This is a genomic window from Allobosea sp. P4_E12 (genome assembly GCF_056401655.1).
In genome coordinates this window covers 43,169-68,441 of sequence record NZ_JBFUIY010000008.1, presented here as the reverse complement: position 1 = coordinate 68,441, position 25,273 = coordinate 43,169, and the positions used below count along the sequence as shown (strand labels likewise).

Sequence of the window (25,273 nt, the reverse complement as noted above, 5' to 3'; positions counted from 1 at the left end):
TTATGCCCCGCTCGTGCGGGCGGCTCTTGTCGTTGGTGCGCAAGCTAGCATGAAGAACAGGTGACGTTTCAATGACAATCGCACGACATGTGCGCCATGTCTGATCCGCGTCCCTGCACTCTTGCACATTGGCTGCGAAGCGGCTGTTCTCGCCTGCGACTTTCAACGTGACAATTCCACCAACGGACGATCGATCATGCCCGAGCTTGCCCTGACGCCACGGAACACTTTGCCGGCGGACGCCGCAGCCGCCGCGCTCGCTGGCCGGGTCTGGCGCCCGGACGTCGCCGGTCCCGCGGTCGTCGTTCTGCGCGGTGATGAACTTGTGGATATCACCGCTGCCTGCGCCACGATGCGCGATCTCTGCGAGACGGCCGATCCCGCCGCAGCCCTGCGCGCCGCCAAGGGGCAGCCCATCGGGACGCTCGCCGACATCCTTGCAAACACGCCGCCTTCGCGTCGCGATGCGACGAAGCCCTGGCTGCTCGCGCCGCTCGACCTGCAGGCGGTCAAGGCCGCTGGAGTGACCTTCGCGGTCTCCATGCTGGAGCGCGTGATCGAGGAGAAGGCGCGGGGCAACCCGGCCGCCGCCGCCACGATCCGCGAGGAGATCGGCAAGCTCATCGGTGACGATCTCTCGAAGTTGAAGCCCGGCTCGCCCGAGGCGATGCATCTCAAGGACGTGCTGATCAAGCAGGGAGCCTGGAGCCAGTATCTCGAGGTCGGCATCGGGCCGGATGCCGAGATCTTCACCAAGGCGCCGCCGATGTCGGCCGTCGGCACCGGTGTCGATGCCGGCCTGCACCCGGCCTCGACCTGGAACAATCCCGAGCCGGAGATCGTGCTGATCGTCGCCTCGACCGGCGCCATCGTCGGAGCAACGCTCGGCAATGACGTCAATCTGCGCGACGTCGAGGGCCGTTCGGCGCTGCTGCTCGGCAAGGCCAAGGACAACAATGCAGCCGCAGCGGTCGGTCCCTTCATCCGCTTCTTCGACGCCGGCTTCTCGCTCGACCATGTCCGTAGGACAACCGTGACGCTGACGGTCGAGGGCGAGGACGGCTTCAGGCTCGAAGGCTCGTCCTCGATCGCAAAGATCAGCCGCGACCCGGCTGATCTTGCTGCGCAGATGCTCAATCGCAACCAYCAGTATCCCGATGGCGCGGCGCTCTATCTCGGCACCATGTTTGCTCCGATCAAGGATCGCGACACGCCGGGCGGCGGCTTCACCCACAAATATGGGGACATCGTCACGATTGCCGCGCCGGAACTGGGAGCGCTCGTCAATTGCATGCGCCGCACCGATGAATGCGAACCCTGGACCTTCGGCGCCTCGCATCTGATGCGCAATCTGGCGAAGCGCGGGCTTCTGTGAACCAGGGGGCGGTCCTCGTCTTCGGCGAAGCGCTCRCCGATCTGGTGCCGGAGGATGGGTGCGGCGAGCGCTATCAGTGCGTGCTGGGCGGATCCGGTTTCAACACAGCGCTGGCGCTCGCCCGCTGCGGCACCTCCGTGGCTTATTGCGCGACGCTCTCGCGCGACGTCACGGGGCGGCGCTTCCAGGCCCGGCTTGTGGCAGAGGCGATCGATCGGCGCTTCGTTGCTGAGAGCGATGCTCCCACACCGTTGGCGGTCGTTGACCCGCTTGGGGTCGATGGCGGGGCCCGATATCACTTCCACCTCGCCGGTACGGCACTGGCCGAGCCTCCGCCATCGCCCGACCTCACGGGTTTTGGCCATCTGCATGTCACCTCGTTCGGAGCGACGATCGGCCCATCCGGGGACGCGGCGTTGACGCTGCTGCGCCAGGCGCGCTCCGCCGGCCTGAGCACCAGCTATGACGTCAATATCAGGCCGCCGGCGCTGCCGGATCGGGAGGCGGCGCTTGCCGCCATCGAGCAGCGCATGGCGCTGTCAGACCTCATCCGGCTCAGTACGGACGATGCCGACTGGCTCTATCCCGGCGGCTACGTTGCGCCGCTGCGCCGTTGGTTCGACCGGGGCGTTTCAGCGATCCTGCTGACCGAGGGCGATCGCGGAGCGGCGCTCGAACGGCCAGGGAAAAGGACTGTCCGCGGCTTCGTTCCGGTTGCAGAGCTGGTCGACACGATCGGCGCCGGCGACAGCTTCATCGGCGCATTTCTCGCTTCGCTCGCGCAGGCGGGCGAGCTCGGAGCAGGACTGCGCGGATTGTCAGACAGCGTTGCCRCATCCGCAATGGGTTTCGCGGCAGAGGTCGCAGCCGAGACCTGCGGCCGGCGCGGCTGCGATCCGCCGCGTCTCACACCCAAACCACCCTATGAGTGAGGGGAACGCGCCAATGCGCCTGAGCTATCTCGACTACCACACCTGCGGCGAGCCGGTGCGCATCGTTACGGGCGGCTATCCCGAGCTGACCGGCGCGACGATTCTCGACAAGCGTCGACAGGCGCGCGACAGCCACGATCAGCTGCGCCGTGCGATGATGCTGGAACCGCGCGGCCATGCCGGAATGTACGGTGTCATTCCGGTCGAGGCGAGTCATCCCGAGGCTGCCTTCGGCGTGCTCTTCACTCATAACGAGGGCTACTCGACGATGTGTGGCCACGCCACCATCGCGCTCGGCCGCTATGCGATCGAGCGCGGCCTGGTGCCGGCGGTCGAGCCCGTCACGCACTTTGCCATCGAGGCGCCCTGCGGCCTGCTGCGGCTCGCCTGCGACGTCGCCGACGGGAAGGTCGGGGAGGTGCGCTTCGAGAGTGTGCCGGCCTTCGTCCATGCCCGCGACCGTGTGGTCGAGGTGCCCGGCTACGGAAGCGTCACGACGGACATCGCCTATGGCGGAGCCTTCTACTGCATCCTTCCGGCTTCACGCTTCGGGCTCGATCTCTTCGAAACCCCGGTCGAGCAGTTGACCGAGGCTGCTGCTGCCCTCACCGACATTGTGCGGGCCGGCGCGCCGATCACGCATCCCACCGAGCCCGATCTTGGCTTTCTCTACGGGACGATCGTGACCGACGAGGCCGGACCGGGCGAGACCAGTTTCAACCTCTGCATCTTCGCCGAGCGGCAGATCGACCGCTCACCGACCGGCTCGGGCGTGACCGCCCGCATGGCGCTCGACCACGCCAAGGGGCTGCTCGGGCTGGGGCGGACACGGAGTTTCCGCAGTATCACAGGCGGGCGTTTCTCGGGGCGTGTCCTCGGGCCTGCTGCCTATCCCGCCGAGGGAGCGGTCACCGTCGAAGTCGGCGGCCTCAGCTACCTCGCAGGCGAGGGCGCCTTCATTATCGAGGCCGACGATCCGCTCGGACTGGGCTTCGCTTTGCCATCCCGTTTCGCGGAGATCAGTCCTCTCCGAGATGGGTGATAGCGGTCTGCGGTCGGCCGCTGTCGTCCGCGGCACTGTGCTTCGGACCGTCATCGTTCGCTGAATCCCGCTCGGCGGTGAACATACCCGCCGCATTATCGCCCGGCGCGCGAGCCCCCTTCACTCGACCGCAGAGTGCATTGGCCATGGCTTGTGCAGGATACGAGTAAGGTTTCTCTGTCATGTTGGCTGTGAGGCCAAGGATCTGGGCATGACGGTTGGGGACATGAGAGAGGGCAGAAGGCCCGGCTCCGCGCTTGGCGTCGCGCAGATGTTAAGTCGGCTCGCTGGAGCACCGCTGATCTGGCTGGTCGCGTTCGCAGCAGCGGTTGTCATTGGCCTGATGCTGCCCCTGCGCCTGCCGCTGGGCCCCAACTACTGGGACACGAACATCTATCTCGATGCTGCGCAACGCATCGAGGTCGGGCAACTGCCCAATATTGACTTTTTCGCCCCTGTCGGCCCTCTCGGCTACTATCTTGTGACCTGGCTCCACGCCCTGTTTCCGCAGGCGCAGCCGATGCTGCTGGCGAACTGGGGCATCTTGCCGGTCGCCTTGCCAATGATGGCGCTGATTGCCGCCCATGTCGGGAAGCGCTCGCGTGGCCAGGCACTGGCCCTGTTGCTACCTTTCCTGTTGTTCGCGTCGCTGCCGATCAACCTGCACAGCCTCTATCCGATGCCAGGCTTCGATGGCTTCGGGCACTATAACCGCCATATCAGCCTCCTGCTTTACCTGCTCGTGTCGACACTCCTCTTCGTCGAGGCGCGCCGCCTGCAAGTGGGGCTTGTCGTCCTGCTGCTGCTCACCCTCTTCCTGGTCAAGGTCACGGGAGCGGTGTCGGGGACGTTCCTCGTCGGCTATGCGGTTCTGTCCGGACGGATGCGCCTGCGCGACGCGTCCGTCGCCGCGGCGCTGGTCATTGCCGTGCTCGCGCCGCTCGATTTCGTGACCGGCATCGTGCGCGCCTATGTCGATGACATCCTGACCCTGCTCGGCCTGAACACCGGCGCCTTGCTGCCGCGCTTTCTCACCGTCGCTTCGGTGAAGTTCAATGTCGTCGGGCCGAGCCTACTGCTGCTTGTCGCGCTTGCCTATGCTGCCTGGCTGGGGGGCGGCAGGCTTTCCCGGGCCCGATTGCACGGGCTCCTGGCCTCGCCGTTGGGATGGTTCGCCGCGGTTCTGCTGGCGCTGACCCTGTTCGAGACCCAAAACACGGGTTCGCTCGAATTCATCGGGCTCTGGCCCGTCCTTCTGGTGATCCTGGCGGAATGGAGCGGTCGCACCGACCGGCTCGGCAGGATCGTGACGGTCCTGGCCCTGGTGGTTGCCCTGCCGTCGGCCTTGATCTTCGTCGAGCGCAGCGCGCGCGCGGTCCTCGGTGCGGTGAACTACAAGGCACTTGCCGTGCCCGATCTCGGTCCGCTCGGTCGGGTCAGCGTCAAGCCCGACATCGCCGAACGTGCGGTGATCATGCTCGCACATTACGCGGCGCAGCAGACGGGCTATCGCGATCTTGCCGAGCGCGGCGAGCTGCCTTCCTACATTCTCTATTCGGAGATCGACTATCAGGCGACCTGGCTGCTCGAAGTGCAGCAGGGCATCACGGCGATCCGCGCCTGGGAAGCGGCCAATGGGCGCCGGCTCGACAGTCTCTTCACGCTCGATTTCACCGATCCGTTCAACCAACTGCTCGACCGCAGGCCGCCGCGAGGCGTGCCGATCGGTGTCGATCCCGGCCGGACCACGCCGGAGATCGATCCGCCAACGCTGGAAAGCCTGAAACAGGTCGACGCCATCCTGGTTCCGAAATGCCCTCTGACGACGGCGCGCGAGACCATCGCCGCGCATTTCTCGGAGGCCCTGAAAGGGCGCCGGCTGGTCGCGCTGGCGCCCTGCTGGGACATGTATCTGAAGGCGTAAGGGAACTGCCTCTCAGGCCGTCACCCCGCCGGTCTGCCCTGCCTCCCAGCCGAGGATGGCGCGCTTGCGCGTCAGGCCCCAGTGATAGCCGGTCAAGGCCCCGGACTTTCCGATGACGCGATGGCAGGGCACGACGAAGGAGATCGGGTTCTTGCCGACTGCCATGCCGACCGCCCTTGCCGCCGTTGGCCGGCCGAGATGGCAGGCGACATCGCCATAGGTCGTCGCCCTGCCGACCGGGATCTTCAACAGGGTCTCCCAGACGCGCACCTCGAAATCCGTGCCGATCAGCACGACCCGCAATGGCGTCTCGGCGGCCCAGGCCTTCGGGTCGAAGATCCGGCCTGCATAGGGCCCGGTCGAGGCGGGGTCGAAGCGATAATCGGCATGCGGCCAACGCCGCATCATGTCGGCCAGGGCCTCCGCCCGGCCGCCAACGACCTTGCCGCCATCGACGCTGGTCGAGACCCAGCCGAGCCCCGCGAGCCCGCGTTCCGTCACGACGATCAGTGCTTCGCCGAAGGGGGATTCATGGAAGCCGTAGGAGAGGCGCAGGCCTTCGCCGCCGCTCTTCCACTCGCCGGGCGACATCGCCTCATGCGTGACGAAGAGGTCATGCAGTCGGCCGGGCCCCGAGAGCCCAACCTCCAGCGCCGTGTCGAGCACGCTGGCCGATGACCCGAGCAGGCCCTTGGCATGGTCGAGCGTGATCGCTTGCAGAAAGGCCTTGGGGGTCAGCCCGCACCAGCGCCGGAAGAGATGGTGCACGTCGGTCGGGGTCGCGCCGGCAGCGTCCGCGATCGCCTCGATCGTCGGCTGCTCGCGCCAGTTCTCCGTGATGTAGGCCAGGATGCGCCGAACGGTATCGTAGTCGGACCCGGGCGCAGCGGCGGGAAAATCCGCCTCTGCCGGCATGGCCTGCGCGGCGCGGGCGAGCACGGCATTGGAGAATCGGGTGGGTGTCATTGCCGTTTTCATCGGGACCTGAGCGTTCATGGTCGTGAGCCTCGTGTCATGGATCATGACCGGGAATCTAGGGCCGGGAGGATGCCGCCTCCACCCGAAAGCTGGCAAGCTCTGCGGCCTTGCCACGCGATTCGAGCCGTCTGCCACCATGTCCCGTCCCGACCAGGACATCATCGGCCTCTACCAGCGCCATGCCCGGGCCTTCGACGAGCTACGATCGAGGACGCTTGTCGAAAAGGCCTGGCTTGATCGCTTCCTGCAGCTCCTTCCGGCCGGGGCATCGATTCTCGATATCGGCTGCGGCGCCGCGGAGCCGATTGCGCGCTATTTCATCGAGAGTGACTATCGCGTGACCGGCATCGATGCCTCGGCCCCTCTGATCGATCTCTGCAGGCAACGCTTCCCGGCCAATGACTGGCAGATCGGCGACATGCGCAAGCTTTCACTGAAGCGCCGCTTCGACGGGCTGATCGCCTGGGACAGTTTCTTTCATCTCACCCCCGAAGACCAGCGACCGATGTTCCCGATCTTCAGAGAGCATGCTGCGCCGGGCGCGGCGCTGATGTTCACCAGCGGGCCCCGGCATGGCGAGGCAATCGGCTCCTTCGAGGGTGAGCGGCTCTATCACGGCAGCCTGGCCCCGGCGGAGTACGGGGCCCTGCTCGACGAGAACGGCTTCGACGTCCTGTCCCATGTCGCCGAGGACCCGGACTGCGGCGGGCACACGATCTGGCTCGCAAGATTGAGATAGCCACCGGTCCGCAATTGAAACCTGCGCTCCTGTCGGGGCAGTATTGTACTGCTTGTTAATGACATTCCTGCATATGTCGAAGACGACGTGAAGGCGTGTACTCCATCTTGTGGTAGGCCTTGGTTCCCTAGCGTCATGTCGCGAATCATCGAGCTGTTCCATGAGCGAGCCGCCTCATCTGCTTAACCTCGGCAGCGACATGCGGGCTCCGCCCAAGGACGTCCCTTACGACGTCCCGCTGACTGACCTCGAGGAGCTATCCCTGAGCCTGTCGATGGCGCGGGGCCTCGACGAGATCATGGCGATCGTGCGGGGCAGCGCGCGAAGGCTTGTCGGGGCAGACGGAATCACCTTCGTCCTGCGCGAAGGCGACCAATGCTACTATGCCGACGAGGATGCGATCGCGCCGCTCTGGAAGGGCCAGCGCTTTCCCTTCGAATCCTGCATTTCCGGCTGGGCGATGGGGCATCGCGAAGTCGTCGTCATCGACGATATCTATGCCGACAGCCGTATCCCGCACGCGGCCTATCGTCCGACATTCGTACGCAGCCTCGTCATGGTTCCGGTTCGACCGGAGGACCCCGTCGCTGCAATCGGAGCCTATTGGGCAAGCAAGCAGCCGCCGTCCGAAGCCAGCGTCATCGTGCTCAAGCGCATCGCCAACAGCGCTGCTGTCGCGATGACCAATGTCGCCCTCCTCAACTCGCTCCGGGCAGCCAAGGAAGAGGCTGTGCGGGCGAAAGAGGCAGTCATCCTGGCAATGGCATCGCTGGCGGAGACCCGGGACAGCGAGACGGGAAACCACATCCGCCGCACCCAGCATTATGTTCGTGCCCTCGCCAGGGCTTCGCGCGACCGGGGCCTGTACATGCAGGTGCTCGACACGGATATGGTCGATCTTATCTACAAATCCGCGCCACTGCACGATATCGGCAAGGTCGGCATCCCCGACAGCATCCTGCTCAAGCCAGGTAAGCTCGACGCGGACGAGTTCGCCGTGATGAAGACGCATGCCGAGTTGGGCCGGCAGGCCATCGCCGAGGCCGAGCGGCATCTCGGCGGAGTGAGCTCGTTCCTCAGCCTGGCCATGGAGATCGCCCATAGCCATCACGAGAAATGGGATGGCAGCGGCTATCCACGAGGATTGAAGGGAGAGGAGATCCCTCTCTCGGGGCGGTTGATGGCGATCGCCGATGTCTATGACGCCCTCGTCACCGAGCGGGCGTACAAGTCGGCGCTCCCGCACGCCCAGGCGGTCGAGATCATCGTTGGCGACCGAGGGCGCCATTTCGATCCCGCGCTGACAGATGTCTTCGTGGAGATCGCTGCCAGCTTCGAGACGATCCACCGGACATTCTCGGACGGCCCTTAGGTCGCGACTCAGACGGCGTGTTCGGCTCGTATCCCGGCCACAGCCCTTCAAGTCTGGAGTGGATCGCCTGCCGCTTCCGCCACATTCGGATCAGCCCATCTCGGTCAGCAGATTGGCATCCCGTGCGAGCTTCCAGCGCCCGTCCGGCTCCTTCTTGAACAGGGTCAGCGTGTAGCCGGTCCTGTGCCGCGATGAGCCTGTGGCGAGAGATGTTGCGGTCATGTCGAGATGACTGCGCACGAAAGCCCAGTCGCCGAGGACCTTCAGCTCGTGGATCGTGCTGTTCCCTTCGATCTTGAGGTCGCTCATGGTGTCGGACATAGCGGCGAACGTCGCCTTGCCGAACGGGGCCTGCCCCGGAACCATGAAAATGGCATCCTCCGTCATCAGCTCCAGCACCGATGCCACATCGCCAGCCTTGCTCGCGGTGAGCCATTTCTCGATGAGCGTGCGAATCTCCCTCTCGTCATCACTCATGCCGCCTCCTTCAAGGGTCGATGACCGGCGCAGAGCCATGATTGCTGGGTGCGGCAGGTTGCCGGCCTTCACGCCGCGCTGAAATCCGTACCCCGCCTTGCCCTGGCGAGCGCGGCGCCGAGTGCATCCGCGAACCCCTCCCGCTCCTGCGGAGAGAGCGCGGCAGCCACCGATACGCTGCGGCCACGCGAGACCAGCGAGAGCCCCATCAGCCCGTAATCCTCGTCTCGCTCCCTCTCGAGCTTGGTCCAGGCTGGATTGGAGCGCCAGACAGCCTCCTTGCCGTGATGCGAAACTTTGCGCAGCAGCACCTCGAGCGGCGTCACCACGATGCGCTCGAAGGCGCGCGCCGCGTTGAAATTGACCTTGAAGGCGATGAAGAGTGCGAGGATGTCGAGGCCGAAGAAGCCGGCGACGGGCCAGGCGCCCAGCACGACGAAGGGAATCGAGGAGACGATGCTGGCGAGGCAGACGAGCGTCATCACGATGCGAAAGCCGTTCCGGCCGAGCGAGCGATGCGGAGTAATGGTCGCGTCGAAGACCGGCCGCTCCGAGGCCTGCGTCCGCTCTCCGGCATATCCATCGCGATCGTGCTTGCCGATGCTCATCGCGTAATTATAACGCCCACATGAGCGAACGGAACAGGCCCGCGGGCCGCGCCCAGGGCCTGGCAAAGATCACGACACCGAGACCGCGCCGCGCGGCGGGCATCCGTGAGATCTTTCTGCGCTTCCAGGCCGCCAATCCCGAGCCCAAGGGCGAACTCGAGGCGACCAACGCCTTCACTTTGCTGGTCGCCGTCGTGCTGTCGGCGCAGGCGACCGATGCGGGCGTCAACAAGGCGACGCGCAAGCTCTTCGAGCTTGCCGACACGCCGCAGAAGATGGTGGCGCTCGGCGAGGACAAGGTGCGCGAGCTGGTCAGGACGATCGGCCTCTTCCGCACCAAGGCGAAGAATGTCATCCTGCTCAGCGAGAAGCTGATTGCGGAGTTCGGTGGCGAGGTCCCTGCCGACCGTGCCGCGCTCGAAAGCCTGCCTGGCGTCGGGCGCAAGACCGCCAATGTCGTGCTCAACATCGCCTTCGGCGAGATCACCCACGCCGTCGACACCCATGTCTTCCGCATCGCCAATCGCCTGCGCATCGCGCCGGGCAAGACCGTGCTTGCAGTCGAGATGGGATTGGAGAAGGCGGTGCCGCCGGAATTCGGCCGCCATGCCCATCATTGGCTGATCCTGCATGGTCGCTACATCTGCAAGGCACTGCGCCCCGAATGCGGCCGCTGCCTGCTCAACGATCTCTGCGACTCCCCCGACAAGCGGGTGGCTTGACGCCTTTCTCGCGATAGGCTGTCCTCTGAATGTGAGGCGCTCCGGACGCTGACCAGGCGATCCCCCAAGAGAGCGCACGGCCAGAGGAATCGCGGGAGATTGCCATGCTCAGACATATGATGCTTGCCGCCGGTGTTACCCTGGCGGCAGCGGGCGGATTCTCGCCTGCCTTTGCCCAGACGAAGGGCCCGGTCGTCGGGGTCAGCTGGTCGAATTTTCAGGAAGAACGCTGGAAGACCGACGAGGCCGCGATCAAGGCGGCGATCGAGAAGGTCGGCGGCACCTATCTCTCGGCCGATGCGCAATCCTCTCCCGCCAAGCAACTCACCGATGTCGAAAGCCTGATCGCCCGTGGTGCCAAGGCCCTGATCGTCCTGGCCCAGGATGCGCAGGCCATCCGGCCCGCCGTCGAGAAGGCGGTCAATGAAGGCATTGCAGTCGTCGGCTATGACCGGCTGATCGAGATTCCGCAGGCCTTCTACCTGACCTTCGACAATGTCGAGGTCGGTCGCATGATGGCGCGCGAGGTCCAGAAGGCGAAGCCGGAAGGAAACTTCGTCTTCATCAAGGGATCGAGCTCCGATCCGAATGCGGGCTTCCTCTATCAGGGCTCCGTCGAGATTCTGAAGCCGGCAATCGATTCCGGCAAGATCAAGAATGTCGGCGAGGCTTTTACCGACGGCTGGCTCCCTGCGAACGCCCAACGCAACATGGAGCAGTTCCTGACCCGCAATGCCAACAAGGTCGACGCGGTGATCGCGGCCAATGACGGCACGGCGGGCGGCGCCATTGCGGCAATGGCCGCGCAGGGGCTCGCCGGCTCGGTACCGGTTTCCGGCCAGGACGCCGATCGCGCGGCATTGAACCGCGTCGCGCTCGGGACGCAGACGGTGACGATCTGGAAGGATGCACGCGAGCTCGGGCGTAATGCGGCCGAGATCGCGATCAAGCTTGCCGGCGGCGCCAAGCTGACCGAGATCGCGGGTGCGGCAAGCTGGAACCAGGGCCCGAGCAAGCAGGCGATGACGGCGCTCTTCCTCAAGCCCGTACCGGTGACGAAGGACAATCTCGGTGTGGTGATCGAGGCGGGCTGGGCTCCAAAGGCCGCTGTCTGCCAGGGCGTCGCAGCCGGCAAGGTCAAGGCTTGTGACTGAGGTCGCTCCAGCCCCGGTTTCTGAGAAGGTGCCGGGGCCAGGCGCAAGGAGCGTGGCCGACCACATGCGCGAGATCGAGTTCGATCCGCGCATGATCGGCATGGTCGCCGCGCTTGGGGTGATCTGGCTCGGCTTCAGCTGGCTTTCCGACGGAGCCTTCCTGACTCCGCGAAATCTTTGGAATCTGCTGGTCCAGACGGCATCGATCGCCGTCATGGCCTGCGGCATGGTGCTTGTCATCGTGACGCGCAATATCGACCTCTCGGTCGGTTCGATGCTCGGCTTCGTCGGCATGGTGGTCGGGCTGGTCCAGGCGCGACTGCTGCCGGAGCTGCTTGGCTTCGAGCATCCCGCCACATGGTTCATCAGCATCCTGGTTTCCGTTGCGCTCGGCGGCGTCCTCGGCCTGTTCCAGGGTGCGTTGATAGCCTATCTCGCCATCCCCTCCTTCATCGTCACGCTCGGTGGCCTTCTTGTCTGGCGTGGCGCAGCCTGGTGGGTGACGCAGGGCCAGACCATCGCGCCGATGGACACGCGTTTCCGCCCCCTTGGTGGCGGCATCGAAGGCGCGATCGGCACGGGTGCATCCTGGGCGATCGGTCTGGTGATCTGCGCCTTGATCCTTGCCGGGATCGTGCTTGCCCGCCGCCGGCGGCGGCGCTTCGGTTTCGGCCTGCGGCCGATCTGGGCTGAAGGCGCCATTGCCGCGCTTGGCTGCGGCGCCGTGCTCGGCACCGTGATGGTCGCCAATGCCTATCCTCTGCCGGCCGGCGTTGCGCGCCGCCTGGTCGAGGCCAGAGGCCTCGTCTGGCCGGAGGGCGGGCTGACCATCGGCCATGGCCTTGCGGTTCCCGTGCTGTTGGCGCTGGCGGTCGGCATCGTGATGAGCTTCTTGACCAAGCGGCTGCGGTTCGGCCGCTATGTCTTCGCGATCGGCGGTAATCCCGAGGCAGCGCAGCTTTCCGGCGTCAACACCCGCAAGGTGCTGACCCTGGTCTTCGGGTTGATGGGGGTGCTTGTCGGCATATCCGCCTGCATCTCCACGGCCCGCCTCAATGCCGCGACGAATTCGGCCGGAGCCCTCGACGAGCTCTATGTCATTGCGGCGGCGGTGATCGGCGGCACATCGCTTGCCGGTGGCGTCGGCACCATCGCGGGTGCGATGCTGGGCGCGCTGGTGATGCAGTCGTTGCAATCGGGCATGGTGCTGATCGGCGTCGATACGCCGCTGCAGAACATCGTCGTCGGCGTGGTGCTGGTCGTGGCCGTCTGGCTCGACGGGCTCTACCGTCGCAAGCTGAGCTGAGGGAGGAGGGACGTCATGAGCCTCGCCACGGCCCGGGACATCGAGACCCCACCGCTCGTCGAGATGCGCGACATCTCGATCGCCTTCGGTGGCATCAAGGCGGTCGACACTGTCAGTGTCGACCTCAAGGCCGGCGAGGTTGTCGGCCTGCTCGGTCACAACGGTGCCGGCAAATCGACGTTGATCAAGATCCTGTCGGGAGCCTACCAGGCCGATGCCGGCGAGATCCGCATCAGCGGTGAGCCGGCTGCGATTGCCAATCCGCGTGACGCCAAGCGCTACGGCATCGAGACGATCTACCAGACCCTGGCTTTGGCCGACAATGTCGACGCCGCAGCCAATATCTTCCTCGGACGGGAGCTGCTGACGCCCTGGCACACGCTGGATGATTCCGCGATGGAATCCGAAACGCGCAAGGTGATGGGACGGCTCAATCCGCATTTCCGGCGCTTCAAGGAGCCGGTCAAAGCGCTCTCGGGCGGCCAGCGTCAGTCGGTTGCGATCGCGCGCGCGATTTACTTCAACGCCCGGGTTCTGATCATGGACGAGCCGACGGCAGCGCTCGGGCCTGCGGAGACGAAACAGGTTGCCGATCTCATCCTTGAACTGAAGCGTCAGGGAATCGGCATCTTCCTGATCAGTCATGACCTGCATGACGTCTTCGATCTCGCCGACCGGCTCAGCGTGATGAAGAACGGCCGGGTTGTCGGTACTGCCCGCACCAGCGATGTGACGCAGGACGAGGTGCTGGCGATGATCATCTCAGGGAAATGTCCCGCGGGCGCGCTGCGCGGCCAGGCGTAGCGAAGGCCACGAGAACCCGCCGCCTCGCAGCGGCGGGTCAGGAGATCGCGCGGTGTCGCGACCCGTTCAGGCCGTCGCGTGCGGCTCGTGCCGGTAGTCCCAGACAGCCCAGGCCGAGACGGCAGCCGTCAGCACGCCGAGGATCGTGTGGGTCCAGAACGCGTTGAAGTTGCCGGTAAAGCCGAGCACCCAGGGAGCTGCCATCAGCCAGACGCCGAGCACCAGGTTCACCCATTCCTCCCATTCCTTGAACATCGAGAGCGCCGCGACCGCCACAAGGGCGAGCACGATGCCGATGATCCAGGCGTTGCGGGCGGCCATCATGTCGCCCGTAAAACGCATGATCCAGGGAGAGATGAACAGGCACGCGGCGAGGAGAAGATTGCACAAGTCCTGCGGCCGTTTGCCTTCCGTATTCGCGGTCAACATGATCACCTCCATCAGTGACGATCATCCAAACCACCATGCCTAGCGCCCGAAGGCGCTTGCTAAGGAAAATGTGGTGTTGCCAGAACAGCTGTTCAAGCTCGCCGGATCGAAACGAGAATGGCCGGCGCGAGGCCGGCCATGATGTTGCGAGTGCTGCGCGCCGGGACAGGCTTACTTGGCTACGACTTAGTCGTTGCAAGCTGGGCCGTCTCGCTCACTTGGCGGCGAGCAGGTCCTTGACCGAGAGCAGCACGAGTTCGTTGTCATCGGCCTTCTTCGGGTCGCGCGACGAGGAGAAGGGCAGGTTGTTGTCGTTGCCGACGACGATGATGCCATTGGCGCGGTCGACGACATCGACGTTCTCGATGGTGAAGAAGGGGAAAGGCAGCACGCCGTCGATGGCACCCTGCTTCGCCTTCTTGTCCGGGTCGGCGATCTTCATCAGGTCGATGAAGCCGATCTTGCGCACCGACTTGCCGACATTGGCGTCGGTCATCTCGATCTTCACGATCCGCTTGAACTTGGCGAGGTCATGGAAGCAGTCCGGGCCCTTCTGGCCGGCCGCGCAGCCCTTGTCGGCAGTGCCTTCGCCATTGTCACGCTCGATGATCAAGGCGGTGGTGGCGTCGATCATGTTGAAATCGCCGATGGCGAGCCCCTTCTGCTCGAGCGGGAAGAACCAGGAGCGGCCGGTCCACTTCTCGTTCTGCACGTCGAATTCGAGGATGCGCAGCACTTCCTTGCCGTCGACTTCCTCATTGCCCTTGGTCTCGGCGTTCCAGAGCGGGCCTTCGAGCAGCGGGTAAAGAAAGCGCCCGTCCGGCGAGGCCGCCATGCCCTCATAGCCCTTGGAGCGGCGCACATTGAACTCGACGGGCAGGTTCGGGGCGCCGGGCGTCGTCACGGCGTAATGGTCGGGCGAGCGCGCCGGCTTGCCGTCGACCGTGGTCTCGAACACCGCCTCGACCTTGCCGTCGGCGTCGACGCGGATCAGGTAGGGTCCGAATTCCTCACCGATCCAGAACTTGCCGCCGATTGGCTGGATGGATTCGGGATCGAAATCGGCGCCGGTCAGATAGCGCTTCTCGGTGCCCTCGTGGACGATGCGGAACGGCACCTTCTTGCCGGGATCATGCAGGAAGGTGGTCGCGAGACGTTCGATCTTGCCGCCGTTGAAATCGGCCTTGAGGCGATGGAAGAACAACATCGCGTCGGGCGAGTTCACCTTGGAGCCGAAGCCGTTATCGGTCAGCACCAGGAACTCGCCATTGCCGAGCGAGCGGATGCCGGAGAAGCCCTGCACCGGCTGACCGGCAAATGGCGTGGACAGCCCGGTCGGGCGGCCGCCCGACGTACCCATCACGGTGCCGACGGCCCCGACGCGTTTGCCGGGCTGGACGAACTTGCCGGAGACCTTGAGGTCAGCCGGCGCATCGGCCGGGGCCGGGATGATGGTGTTGGCCGGCAGGAGGGCATGGCCGACGAGCTTGGCGGGGAATTCCTTCGGCGCGTCCTGCGCACCGGCGAGCATGGTCGAGGACAGCAGCAGGGCTGCGGCGAGGGCAAGGCGCATGGGTCACTCCGGCGCGGGGAAGAAGACCGCGCCGGCTTGGCCGTGCAGCATCTCAGCACAACGACGGTGCCGTGACGCTTGCGTGACGGAGCGGCAGGCCGCTCAGTAACCTCGGGCGGGATCGACGACGTGCTCCAGCGCTTCGCCGGCCTGCAGCCGCCGGATCTGCGCCGCGATCAGGGTCGCGATCGCCTCCGGGTCTGACATCGCGGCATTATGCGGTGTCACGGTCACGGCCGGATGGCTCCAGAGCGGGGAATCGGCCGGCAATGGCTCGGTCTGGAACACGTCCAGTGTCGCCCCCCTCAGCGTGCCGGTTTCGAGCGCGGACAGGATATCGGTCTCGACCTGCAGGCCGCCGCGACCGGCATTGATCAGGAACGGTCCGCCGAGCCGCCCGCCCTGCGCGAGACCGCCGAGCAGCTTTGCATTGATGACCTCGCGCGTATCCGGTGTCAGCGGCAGCAGACTGACCAGGATGTCGGTGCGAGCGAGGAACGCTGCCATGCCGTCTTCCCCGGCGAAGGTGACAAGCCCGTCGACGCTCTTCGGCGAACGGCTCCAGCCGGCGACGTCGAAGCCGAGGACCTGCAGTTTTCGCACCGCGTCGAGCCCAAGCTCGCCGAGCCCCATGACGCCGACACGCACGGAGCGGGCCGCCGGCTGGTTGCGATCGTCTTCCCAGGATTTGGCGAGTTGCTGACGGTCGTAGCGGCGCTGCTGGCGCAGATGCATCAGGCAGTGCAGTACGATGTACTCGCTCATGCGCGTCGTCAGATCAGGATCGACCACGCGGGCGATCGGCACCGGCGGCAGGCGGCTATCGGCGAAGATGTGGTCAACGCCGGCGCCGAGCGAGAAGATCGCTGCGAGATTGGGCAGGCCCGCGAGGCTTCCCTCGGGATGCTTCCAGCTCGCGACGTAATGCACGGCGCGGCGGTCGAAGGGCTCGCCGAGCGTGACGACCGGGAGTTCCGGCAGCAGGGCGGCAAAACGCCCCCGCCAATCCTCGATATGCCAACCGGTCATTGCCAGAAGCAGACTCATGATCCTGAAGTCTCCGTGATGCGTTGCGCGATCAGCGGACCGTGTCCGGCCGCGTCCTCGCCGAGTGTGTAGGCCCGCCGCAGCCGGGCCTCGGCCGCGGTGAAGCTGGCCTCGTCGCGGGCATGGATGATTGCGAGCGGCCGTTCCGGCCCGACATCCTGGCCAAGCCCTGCCAGTTCGACGAGACCGACAGCATGGTCGATCGCGTCCTGCGGGCGCGTCCTCCCACCGCCGAGCGCCACCACGGCAAGCCCGACGCCGCGCGTGTCGACGGTGCGCACGACTCCGCTCGAGGCCGGATAGGCCGCCCGGATGACCGCGGCGGGCGCGAGATGCTTTGTCGGCTTCTCCAGCAGGTCGGCCGGGCCACCAAGCGCGACCACCATTTCGGCGAAACGCTCCGCGGCGGCGCCGCTGCTGAAAGCTGCCTCGATCTTCGCCCGGGCTTCGTCGAGGTTATGCGCAAGCTTGCCGAGCAGCAGCATCTCGGCGGCCAGTGCCACGGTCACTTCGTGGAAGCGCGGTTCGCGCCGGCGTCCGGTCAGGTGGTCGAGAGCATAGGCGACTTCGAGCGTGTTGCCGGCAGCCGACGCGAGCGGCTCGGCCATGTCTGTCATCAGCGCGGTTGTCGGCAGGCCGGCGCCATTGGCGACGCCGACGAGTGCCTCTGCGAGGTCATGCGCCTTGTTGAAGTCGGGCAGGAAGGCGCCGGAGCCGAATTTCACGTCCATGGCCAGGCCGTGCAGGCCTGCGGCGAGCTTCTTCGACAGGATCGAGGACACCAGCAGCGGGATCGTCTCGACCGTCGCGGTCACGTCGCGGATGGCATAGAGGCGCTTGTCGGCAGGGGCGAGATCCGCGGTCTGGCCGATGATGGCGCAGCCGGTTTCGCGCACCACCTTGCGGAACAGCGCGATATCCGGTTGCGTCACATATCCCGGCACGGCATCGAGCTTGTCGAGCGTGCCGCCGGTRTGGCCGAGGCCACGTCCCGAAATCATCGGCACATAGCCACCGCAGGCCGCGACGACCGCAGCCAGAGGCAGGCTGACCGTGTCGCCGACGCCGCCGGTCGAGTGTTTGTCGAGTGCGGGGCCGGGCAGGTCGTCCCAGTTCAGGACCGTGCCGGAATCGCGCATGGCGAGCGTCAGGGCAACGCGTTCCTCGGCGTTCATGTCGCGGAAGAATACGGCCATGGCAAATGCGGCGGCCTGGCCCTCGCTGACGGAACCGTCGGTCAGCCCGGCGACGATCTGGCGGATATCCTCGCTGGGAAGCGTGCCGCCATCGCGCTTGGCGGCAATGATCTCCTGAGGCAGTCGCATCAATAGGCCCCGTCGATCCGTTCGCCGGCGGTCTTGCCCTCGATGATGTCGACGAGGACCTGGTGCAGGCCGCTGGCGCCGATGCGGAAGGTGGAGGGCTTCGCCCAATCTGGTCCCATCGCCTTGTCGGCCAGCGCAAGATAGGCGTTTGCGTCGGGAAGCGTCTTGATGCCGCCGGAGGGCTTGATGCCGACCGGTCGTCCGGCTGCCCTGATGACGGCCAGCATGGTCTCGACCGCCGGCAGGCTGGCGGAATGGGCGGTCTTGCCGGTCGAGGTCTTGATGAAGTCGGCCCCGGCCGAAATCGCGAGCATTGAGGCTCGTTTCACCGCGTGGAGATCAGGGTATTCGCCGGTTTCAAGGATGACCTTCAGCAGCCTGTCGCCACACTGGTCCTTGGCGCTCGCAACCATCTCGCGGGCAATGTCGCTGTCGCCATCGAGGAAGGCGCGCCAGGGCAGGACGAGGTCGATCTCATCGGCGCCGTCCCCCAGTGCTTCCGCGACATCTCCGGCAACCAGCGTGCAGTTGCTGCCCCCGGCCGGGAAATTGACCACGGTCGCGATCTTCACGGTCGAATGGCGCAGCGCCTTGCGCGCAATCTCGACGAAGCGCGGCCAGATGCAGACGGCGGCAACGGGGCCAGGCGCAGCGACGGCGCGCGCGCAAAGTTGCAGGGTGCCGGCCTCGCTCGCCTGGTCCGAGAGATCGGTCAGGTCGAGGAGACTCAGTGCACGGGCCGCGGCTTCAAGATCGGCCATCCCTAGAGCTCCGCCAGGAAAGAGCGGAACAGGCGGCGCAGGCCCGTCGACGCGGCCGCCGCAACGTCACGGGTCTCCCCGTGGCTCGGCGCGCCGCCAAGAACACCCGCGCCCATATTGGTGATCACCGAGATACCGGCGACGCGAATGCCATGCCGGCGCGCGATGATGACCTCCGGTACGGTCGACATGCCGACGAGATCGGCGCCGAGCATCTTCGCCATCCTGATCTCGGCCGGCGTCTCGAAGCTCGGCCCCGAGAACCACATATAGACGCCTTCGCCCATATTGACCCCTGAAGCGGCCGCCGCCTTCTTCAGGCGTGCCCGCAGATGCGGATCATAGGCATCGACCATCGGCACGAAACGCCCATCGCCGGTGTCGCCGATCAGCGGGTTCGGCGCGTTGAGATTGATGTGGTCGGTAATCAGGGCGAGACCGCCGGGCCGCAGGTCCGGCTTCAGCGAGCCCGATGCATTGGTCAGGACCAGTGGCGGCGAGCCGAAGGCTGTCAGCATGCCGATCGGCACGCGCATCACCGCAGGATCTCCGGTTTCGTAGAAATGCGCCCGCCCCTGGAAGATCAGGACGCGCTTGCCGTGCAGAGTGCCATAGCAGACGGCCCGGGCATGGCCCGAGACATGGCCCTGCGGGAATCCCGGGATCTCCGCGAACGGAATGACGACCGGGTCGACCACATCGTCGACGATGCGGCCGAGCCCGGTGCCGAGAACGAAGGCGCAGTCGATCCCACCGTCGACGCCGCGGTCGATCAGCGTTCCCGCTGCCTTGTCGAAACTCGGGTCAGCCGCCATTCCAATGCCTCGGTATCGGGGTCGGCCTGCGCGCGGATGCGCGCGGGCCTGCGCAAATCAGATGCGCAAATTGGCCGGTCCGAACGAGGCTGGCAACAGCTCCGCGAGCGAAAACCGGGCACGCACGCCATCGGGGCCCGCAATCGCGATGGGTGTTTCCGGGGCAGCGAACTCGCGAATGCGCTGACGGCAGGCACCGCACGGGGTAACCAGTTCCTCGCCGTCGCCAAGGACCAGAACGGCATGGATCGCCCGTCCGCCCGCCGCGATCATCGCGGAGATGGCGCCGGCCTCGGCGCAGAGCCCGACGGGATAGGAGGCGTTCTCGACATTGCAGCCGGAATGGATCGCGCCGTTGTCATCGAGGATGGCGGCGCCGACCCGGAATGCGGAATAGGGCGCATAGGCCCGGACCTGCGCGCGCCTGGCCGTGGCGAAGAGGGCGTCGAAATTGGGCGCAGACTCGCTCATCAACGCTCCTTCACATAGGGCAGGCCCGACGCCTTCGGTGGCACGGCCTTGCCGATGAAACCAGCAAGCAGGATGACGGTGAGAAGATAGGGCAGGGCCTGGATCGCCTGGACGGGAACCTGCCCGATACCCGGGAGCAGCACGCCCTGCAGCCGGATCGCGATGGCATCGAGCAGCCCGAAGAGCAGGCAGGCCCCCAGCGCCGGCCAGGGACGCCAATTCGCAAAGATCACGGCGGCGAGCGCGATGAAGCCCTTTCCCGCCGTCATTTGCGGCAGGAAACCGGCCGATTGCGAAACGGCGAGATAGGTGCCGCCCAGCCCGCAAAGCACGCCGCAGATCACCACCGCGCCATAGCGCAGCCCGGCGACCGAGATGCCCGCGGTATCGACGGCTGCCGGGTTCTCGCCGACGGCGCGCAGCCGCAGGCCGAAGCGTGTGCGCTTCAGCACGAAGGCAGTGATCGGAACCGCGAGGATGGCGAGATAGACCGGCGCCCCATGGCCGGAGATGACCTCGTCGTAGAGAAGGCCGAGGACGGGGACGTGTTCGCGCATGGCCCTGGCGAAGGGCAGGGTGAGATCGCCGAAGCGCGCCGCCCCTTCGAGCGGCGGGGTTCGTCCTCCCTGTCCATACCAGGCATTGCCGAGCACCACGGTGACGCCCGCCGCCAGCATGTTGATGGCGACGCCGGAGACGATCTGGTTGCCGCGCCAGGTGATCGCTGCGAAGCCGTGGACGAGCGAGAGCAGGACCGAGGCCAGGATGCCGGCGCCGAGCCCCGCCCAGGCGGAGCCGGTCACGAAGGCTGCGACGGCCGAGGCGAAGGCCGCGATCAGCATCTTCCCTTCCAGCCCGATATCGACGACGCCGGAGCGTTCGGACCATAGTCCGGCGAGTGCCGCGCAGAGCAGCGGAATCGACAGTCGGATCGTGGAATCGAGGATGACGGCGATGGTCGTGAGCCAGTCCATGGCTAGGCCACCCGGCCGAGTCGGAGGGCGTTGGCGACGAGCTTGCGAAAGAGCCCGTCGAGCGCCCCGGCAAAGAGGATGACCACGCCGCCGATCACGACGACCATGTCCCGCGTAATGGTCGGCTTGTCGAAGGAGAGTTCCGCTCCGCCCTGATAGAGCACGCCGAACAGGAAGGCTGAGAGCGCGACGCCGATCGGGTGGCCGCGCCCCATCAATCCGACGGCGATGCCGACGAAACCGTAGCCGGCCGTGAAATCGATCAGGAGGCGGTGCTGCACGCCCATCGCCTCGTTGACCGCGAGCCCGCCAGCCAGGGCGCCGGAGAGCGCCATCGCGACCATGGTCATCCGGGCGGGCGAAATGCCGGCATAGGCGGCAGCGCGCGGATTGGCGCCGACGGTGCGGATCGCGTAACCGAGGCGCGAGCGATAGATCAGTGCCCAGATTGCGACGAGCGCGGCGAGCGCGAGCAGGAAAGCGGTGTTGAGCGGGGTCGCCGGCAGCTTGATCCCGAGCGGCGCGAGCAACTGGTGCATCGGCGTCAACACGGCGTGCCCGGCGAATTCCGGGGTTTCGGCCTGCATCGAACCAGGTTTCCCCATCACGTTGACGAGCAGATAGACGCTCAGCGTCGCCGCCAGGAAATTGAACATGATCGTGGTGATGACGACATGGCTGCCGCGCGTCGCCTGCAGCCAGCCGGGGATGAAACCATAGAGCGCGCCTCCTGCCGCTCCCGCCAGGATGGCGAGCGGCACCAGCAGGATGCCGGGCAGCGGCGCGAGCCAGAGGCAAGCCAGCGCGAGGAAGATGCCGGCGATGGTCGCCTGGCCCTCGCCGCCGATGTTGAACAGCCCGGCATGGAAGGCGACGGCGACGGCGAGGCCCGTGAAGATGAAATTCGTGGTGTAGTAGAGCGTGAAACCCAATCCCTCGATGCTGCCCAGCGCTCCCTTCAGCAGCAGGGCCGTGGCCTCCAGGGGGCTCTCGCCAATGCCGAGCACCACCAGTCCGGCGACAAGGAGCGCTGCGGTGACGCTGACCAGCGGAACCAGCCCGGCATCGGCCCAGCGGGGCAGGTCGATCGGCGTGGCGCTCATGCGGCTTCCTGGTTCACACCGGCCATCAGCAGGCCGAGATCGCGCTCATTGGTGGCCTCGGCCGCTCGCTCGCCGGTGATCCGGCCGCCGCACATGGCCAGGATCCTGTCGGACAACGCCATCACCTCCTCGAGCTCGACCGAAACAAGCAGGATCGCCACTCCGGCATCGCGCAGCGCAATCAGGCGGCGATGGATGAACTCGATCGCACCGATATCGACGCCGCGTGTCGGCTGGCCGACGAGCAGGACCTTTGGTGCGCGCTCGATCTCGCGGGCCAGCACGATCTTCTGCTGATTGCCGCCCGAGAATTTCGCGGCCTTCAGGGAGGGGTCTGCCGGGCGCACATCGTAGGCCGTCATGCCGGCGAACGCGTGCGCCGCAATCCTGGTCGGTGAGAGGAAGGGGCCTGGTCCGAAGGCCGGGTCGTCCTGGTAGCCGAGGATGCTGTTCTCGGCCGCGGGAAAGGCGGTGACCAGTCCCATCCTGTGCCGATCCTCGGGAATATGCATCACCCCGAGTTCGCGCAGATTGGCGGGCGTGCGGTCGCCGGCGTTGAGGATCTCGCCGTCGAGCCGGATGACGCCGCGCGAGGGCTGGAGCAGGCCGGCAAGCACCTCGAGCAATTCGCTCTGGCCATTGCCGGCGACGCCGGCGATACCGACGATCTCGCCGGCATGCAGCGTCAGGCTGACATCGCTGAGCTTCTCGCAACCACGCTCGTCGCAGAAACCGAGGCCGGCAGCCTCCAGAACGGGGGCCCCGCGCGGATGCGCCGTCTTCTCCACCCGCAGCAGCACGCGCCGTCCGACCATCGCCTCGGCAAGCTCGGGAGGCGAGGTCCGGGCGGTTTCGACATGCGCGATCATCTCACCCCGGCGCATCACCGAGACGGTGTCGGTCACATCCATGACCTCGCGCAGCTTGTGGGTGATCAGGATCACCGTCTTGCCCTGCGCCTTCAGTGATCGCAGCAGCGCAAAGAGCTGGTCGGCTTCCGACGGGGTCAGTACGGCGGTGGGTTCGTCGAGGATCAGGATCTCGGCGCCGCGATAGAGCGCCTTCAGGATTTCGACGCGCTGCTGAAGGCCGACGGAGAGATCGCCGACGATGGCGTCCGGGTCGATGGCGAGGCCATAATCCCGAGAGAGGCGCGCAAGCTCGGCCCGTGCCCTGGCGATGCCGCCCTTGAGCAGCTTGCCGCCCTCCGCSCCGAGCACGACGTTCTCGAGGACGCTGAGTGGTTCGACCAGCATGAAATGCTGATGCACCATGCCGATGCCGGCCGCGATCGCATCCGCCGGTCTGCGAATACGCAAGGGCTGGCCTGCGACCCTGATCTCGCCGGAATCGGCCTCATAGAAACCGTAGAGGATCGACATCAGCGTCGATTTGCCGGCTCCGTTTTCGCCGACGATGCCGTGGATCGAGCCGGCGGCGATGGAAAGCGAGACGTCCTTATTGGCCAGGACCGGGCCGAAGCGCTTGCTGATCGCGATCAGTTCGATGGCGGGAACGCTCATGGCACGATCACCATGCCGTCATGGGCCCGCTCTTCCGGCAAAGGGCCGTCATGGGCCAGCATGCCCGGCCCCATATGGGTCAGCACGATGCGCGGGGTCGCGAGATCGCCGCGCCGTGCCGCGAGTGTCTGGTAGTCGAGATGGTTGGCCAGCGGCCGGTCGTAATTGTAGCACTCGACAAGCAGCACATCGGCTCCGGCGGCCAAGGAGATCAGCTCATCGCTCCAGGCCGTATCGCCGGAAAAGGCAAAGACCTTGCCGTCGCGTGCCAGTCGATAGCCCTGGCAAGGGCCGGCGCGCTCGTCATGCACCATCGGGAAGGCGGTGATCGCGAGCCCGGCCAACATTGCCGGTGCATCCGGCGTCACCTCGACGAAACGGATCGGGAAGCGCCAGGGATTGGCCGAGGCGCCGGGGAAATCGGCCTCCAGCGCATGCCACGCTCGGTGTTCGATGCCGGCCGGTCCTGCGATGGTCAGGGGCTCGTTCCGGCGCGAGACGAATTGCGCATCGAGCAGAAAGGCCGGCAGCGCGCCGAAATGGTCGCCGTGGAAATGCGTGAACAGTAGGCTCGAGATCGGGTTGCGCGCGATGTTCGCCTTGTTCAGCGCGACCATGCTCGACGAGCCGCAGTCGAGCAACATGCGCTCGCCGACGGCCTCGACGAGCAGGCAGGTGTTGAAACGCCCGCCCGATCCGAAGGCGTCGCCGGAGCCAAGAATGGTGATCTTCATCCGGATGCGGCCCCGAAGCGCCGCCCTCCCCGAGAAGGAGAGGGCGGCATGCGCCCGTTCCTCACATCGTGCACTTAGAGTCCGACATGTAGTCGTGCACCTTCACCGTGCCGGCGATGATGTCATCGCGCGCCTTGTCGGCGGCGGCTTTCATCTCGGGCGTGATCAAGGCCCGGTTGGCATCGTCGAGCGCCCAGGCGACGCCGTCCTCCTTCAGCCCGAGCACGGAGATGCCCGGCTTCCAGCTGCCTTCGCGGGCTGCCTTGAAGGAGGCGTAGGTCGCGACATCGACGCGCTTCAGCATCGAGGTCAGCACCTTGCCCGGCTGCAGGGCGTTCTGGTTGGAATCGACGCCGATGCCGAGCTTGCCGGCATCCGCCGCCGCGCGCAGCACGCCGATGCCGGTGCCGCCGGCTGCGTGGTAGATCACGTCGGCGCCGCGGTCGATCTGCGACTTGGCAAGCTCGCCGCCCTTCACCGGGTCGTTCCAGGCGGAGGGCGTCGAGCCCGTCATGTTCTGGAAGACCTCGCCATCCTTCTTCGCCGCCTTGACGCCCTGGACATAGCCGCAGGCGAATTTCCGGATCAGCGGGATATCCATGCCGCCGACGAACCCGACCTTGCCGCTCTTGGATGCCATCCCGGCGAGCAGGCCGACGAGATAGGAGCCCTCATGCTCCTTGAACACGACCGACTGTACGTTCGGCAGGTCGACAACCATGTCGATGATCGTGAATTTCAGGTCGGGGAATTCGGCTGCCACCTTTTGCAGGGCGGTCGCCTGGCTGAAGCCGACCGCGATGATCGGGGAATGGCCGTCGCGTGCGAAGCGCCGCAGGGCCTGCTCGATCTGCGCCTCGTTGGTCGGCTCGAAATCGCGGAACTCGACACCGGTTTCCTTCTTGAATTTCTCGGCGCCGATGAAGGCGGCTTCGTTGAAGGATTTGTCGAATTTGCCGCCCTTGTCATAAACGACCGCCGGCTTGATTGYGGTTTGCGCCATGGCGGCGAGAGCCGAAAAGGCGACGCCCGCTAGCGCCAGCGCAAGAGATCTGACCCGCATATGTGCTTCCCCTGTGAACGCG

25 protein-coding genes are annotated in these 25,273 nt (G+C 65.9%); 10 read left to right on the top strand and 15 right to left on the bottom strand.

Going from position 1 to position 25,273, the window contains the following annotated elements:
* The first annotated feature begins 196 nt into the window (after window positions 1-196).
* The 4 genes from AC1DW9_RS12290 (at window position 197) to AC1DW9_RS12275 (ending at window position 5,273) form a co-directional block, all read left to right on the top strand.
* The gene (locus AC1DW9_RS12290) at window positions 197-1,375 is read left to right on the top strand and encodes a fumarylacetoacetate hydrolase family protein (protein ID WP_476776753.1); all 1,179 of its coding nucleotides are present in this window, start codon (window positions 197-199) and stop codon (window positions 1,373-1,375) included.
* On the top strand, window positions 1,372-2,307 hold the full coding sequence (locus AC1DW9_RS12285) for a PfkB family carbohydrate kinase (protein WP_476855101.1): 936 nt from the start codon (window positions 1,372-1,374) through the stop codon (window positions 2,305-2,307). Before AC1DW9_RS12290 ends, AC1DW9_RS12285 begins: the two co-directional genes overlap by 4 nt.
* Window positions 2,308-2,320: 13 nt before the next feature.
* Complete coding sequence (locus AC1DW9_RS12280; protein ID WP_476767941.1) at window positions 2,321-3,349, top strand: proline racemase family protein; 1,029 nt, start codon at window positions 2,321-2,323, stop codon at window positions 3,347-3,349.
* A 211-nt stretch (window positions 3,350-3,560) separates the two neighbouring features.
* Complete coding sequence (locus tag AC1DW9_RS12275) at window positions 3,561-5,273, top strand: hypothetical protein (RefSeq protein ID WP_476776751.1); 1,713 nt, start codon at window positions 3,561-3,563, stop codon at window positions 5,271-5,273.
* 12 nt (window positions 5,274-5,285) lie between these two features.
* Here AC1DW9_RS12275 and AC1DW9_RS12270 read toward each other — a convergent pair whose 3' ends face one another.
* Window positions 5,286-6,188 (bottom strand): methylated-DNA--[protein]-cysteine S-methyltransferase, encoded by a 903-nt coding sequence (locus tag AC1DW9_RS12270; protein ID WP_476776764.1) that lies wholly within the window; start codon window positions 6,186-6,188, stop codon window positions 5,286-5,288.
* A gap of 199 nt (window positions 6,189-6,387) precedes the next feature.
* Between AC1DW9_RS12270 and AC1DW9_RS12265 the strand changes: the two genes are divergently transcribed.
* Together AC1DW9_RS12265 and AC1DW9_RS12260 are read left to right on the top strand one after the other, a co-directional pair.
* Window positions 6,388-6,990: a class I SAM-dependent DNA methyltransferase gene (locus AC1DW9_RS12265; protein ID WP_476767939.1), complete on the top strand. Its 603-nt coding sequence runs from the start codon at window positions 6,388-6,390 to the stop codon at window positions 6,988-6,990.
* A 160-nt stretch (window positions 6,991-7,150) separates the two neighbouring features.
* Window positions 7,151-8,362 carry an HD-GYP domain-containing protein gene (locus tag AC1DW9_RS12260; RefSeq protein ID WP_476767938.1) on the top strand — a complete coding sequence of 404 codons (1,212 nt, stop codon included), beginning with the start codon at window positions 7,151-7,153 and terminating at the stop codon, window positions 8,360-8,362.
* Between the two features lie 90 nt (window positions 8,363-8,452).
* On the opposite strand, the gene AC1DW9_RS12255 is transcribed toward AC1DW9_RS12260, so the two are convergent.
* Both AC1DW9_RS12255 and AC1DW9_RS12250 read right to left on the bottom strand, forming a co-directional pair.
* Window positions 8,453-8,839 (bottom strand): YybH family protein, encoded by a 387-nt coding sequence (locus tag AC1DW9_RS12255; protein ID WP_476767937.1) that lies wholly within the window; start codon window positions 8,837-8,839, stop codon window positions 8,453-8,455.
* A gap of 68 nt (window positions 8,840-8,907) precedes the next feature.
* Window positions 8,908-9,447, bottom strand: a complete 540-nt coding sequence (locus AC1DW9_RS12250) for a DUF2244 domain-containing protein (RefSeq protein ID WP_476767936.1) — start codon at window positions 9,445-9,447, stop codon at window positions 8,908-8,910.
* A 20-nt stretch (window positions 9,448-9,467) separates the two neighbouring features.
* Here AC1DW9_RS12250 and nth point away from each other — a divergent pair, with 20 nt between their 5' ends.
* The 4 genes from nth to AC1DW9_RS12230 all read left to right on the top strand — a co-directional run bounded on the left by nth (window position 9,468) and on the right by AC1DW9_RS12230 (window position 13,433).
* Entirely contained in the window at window positions 9,468-10,169 is a 702-nt protein-coding gene (nth, locus tag AC1DW9_RS12245; RefSeq protein ID WP_476767935.1) for an endonuclease III, read from the top strand.
* A 104-nt stretch (window positions 10,170-10,273) separates the two neighbouring features.
* The gene (gene xylF, locus AC1DW9_RS12240; RefSeq protein WP_441490455.1) at window positions 10,274-11,323 is read left to right on the top strand and encodes a D-xylose ABC transporter substrate-binding protein; all 1,050 of its coding nucleotides are present in this window, start codon (window positions 10,274-10,276) and stop codon (window positions 11,321-11,323) included.
* A 64-nt stretch (window positions 11,324-11,387) separates the two neighbouring features.
* On the top strand, window positions 11,388-12,629 hold the full coding sequence (locus AC1DW9_RS12235) for a sugar ABC transporter permease (protein WP_476776763.1): 1,242 nt from the start codon (window positions 11,388-11,390) through the stop codon (window positions 12,627-12,629).
* Between the two features lie 15 nt (window positions 12,630-12,644).
* On the top strand, window positions 12,645-13,433 hold the full coding sequence (locus AC1DW9_RS12230) for an ATP-binding cassette domain-containing protein (protein WP_476776750.1): 789 nt from the start codon (window positions 12,645-12,647) through the stop codon (window positions 13,431-13,433).
* 66 nt (window positions 13,434-13,499) lie between these two features.
* Here the strand turns inward: AC1DW9_RS12230 and AC1DW9_RS12225 are convergent, their stop codons facing one another.
* The 12 genes from AC1DW9_RS12225 to AC1DW9_RS12170 form a co-directional block, all read right to left on the bottom strand.
* On the bottom strand, window positions 13,500-13,862 hold the full coding sequence (locus AC1DW9_RS12225) for an SPW repeat protein (RefSeq protein ID WP_441506323.1): 363 nt from the start codon (window positions 13,860-13,862) through the stop codon (window positions 13,500-13,502).
* Window positions 13,863-14,076: 214 nt separating this feature from the next.
* Window positions 14,077-15,435, bottom strand: a complete 1,359-nt coding sequence (locus AC1DW9_RS12220; RefSeq protein WP_476776749.1) for an esterase-like activity of phytase family protein — start codon at window positions 15,433-15,435, stop codon at window positions 14,077-14,079.
* Window positions 15,436-15,537: 102 nt separating this feature from the next.
* On the bottom strand, window positions 15,538-16,482 hold the full coding sequence (locus AC1DW9_RS12215; protein ID WP_476776748.1) for a 2-hydroxyacid dehydrogenase: 945 nt from the start codon (window positions 16,480-16,482) through the stop codon (window positions 15,538-15,540).
* The gene (gene deoA / locus AC1DW9_RS12210) at window positions 16,479-17,807 is read right to left on the bottom strand and encodes a thymidine phosphorylase (RefSeq protein WP_476776747.1); all 1,329 of its coding nucleotides are present in this window, start codon (window positions 17,805-17,807) and stop codon (window positions 16,479-16,481) included. The genes AC1DW9_RS12215 and deoA overlap by 4 nt, the downstream gene beginning before the upstream one ends.
* Window positions 17,807-18,568 carry a deoxyribose-phosphate aldolase gene (gene deoC / locus AC1DW9_RS12205; protein WP_476776746.1) on the bottom strand — a complete coding sequence of 254 codons (762 nt, stop codon included), beginning with the start codon at window positions 18,566-18,568 and terminating at the stop codon, window positions 17,807-17,809. The genes deoA and deoC overlap by 1 nt, the downstream gene beginning before the upstream one ends.
* A gap of 2 nt (window positions 18,569-18,570) precedes the next feature.
* Window positions 18,571-19,383, bottom strand: a complete 813-nt coding sequence (locus AC1DW9_RS12200; protein WP_476776745.1) for a purine-nucleoside phosphorylase — start codon at window positions 19,381-19,383, stop codon at window positions 18,571-18,573.
* A 57-nt stretch (window positions 19,384-19,440) separates the two neighbouring features.
* On the bottom strand, window positions 19,441-19,854 hold the full coding sequence (locus tag AC1DW9_RS12195; RefSeq protein ID WP_441506318.1) for a cytidine deaminase: 414 nt from the start codon (window positions 19,852-19,854) through the stop codon (window positions 19,441-19,443).
* Window positions 19,854-20,828, bottom strand: a complete 975-nt coding sequence (locus tag AC1DW9_RS12190) for an ABC transporter permease (protein WP_441506317.1) — start codon at window positions 20,826-20,828, stop codon at window positions 19,854-19,856. Before AC1DW9_RS12190 ends, AC1DW9_RS12195 begins: the two co-directional genes overlap by 1 nt.
* 2 nt (window positions 20,829-20,830) lie before the next feature.
* Window positions 20,831-21,931, bottom strand: a complete 1,101-nt coding sequence (locus AC1DW9_RS12185; protein ID WP_441506316.1) for an ABC transporter permease — start codon at window positions 21,929-21,931, stop codon at window positions 20,831-20,833.
* The gene (locus AC1DW9_RS12180; protein ID WP_441506315.1) at window positions 21,928-23,454 is read right to left on the bottom strand and encodes an ABC transporter ATP-binding protein; all 1,527 of its coding nucleotides are present in this window, start codon (window positions 23,452-23,454) and stop codon (window positions 21,928-21,930) included. Before AC1DW9_RS12180 ends, AC1DW9_RS12185 begins: the two co-directional genes overlap by 4 nt.
* Window positions 23,451-24,188 (bottom strand): MBL fold metallo-hydrolase, encoded by a 738-nt coding sequence (locus AC1DW9_RS12175; protein ID WP_441506314.1) that lies wholly within the window; start codon window positions 24,186-24,188, stop codon window positions 23,451-23,453. Before AC1DW9_RS12175 ends, AC1DW9_RS12180 begins: the two co-directional genes overlap by 4 nt.
* Before the next feature lie 61 nt (window positions 24,189-24,249).
* Complete coding sequence (locus AC1DW9_RS12170; protein ID WP_476855100.1) at window positions 24,250-25,251, bottom strand: BMP family lipoprotein; 1,002 nt, start codon at window positions 25,249-25,251, stop codon at window positions 24,250-24,252.
* Window positions 25,252-25,273: the final 22 nt, after the last annotated feature.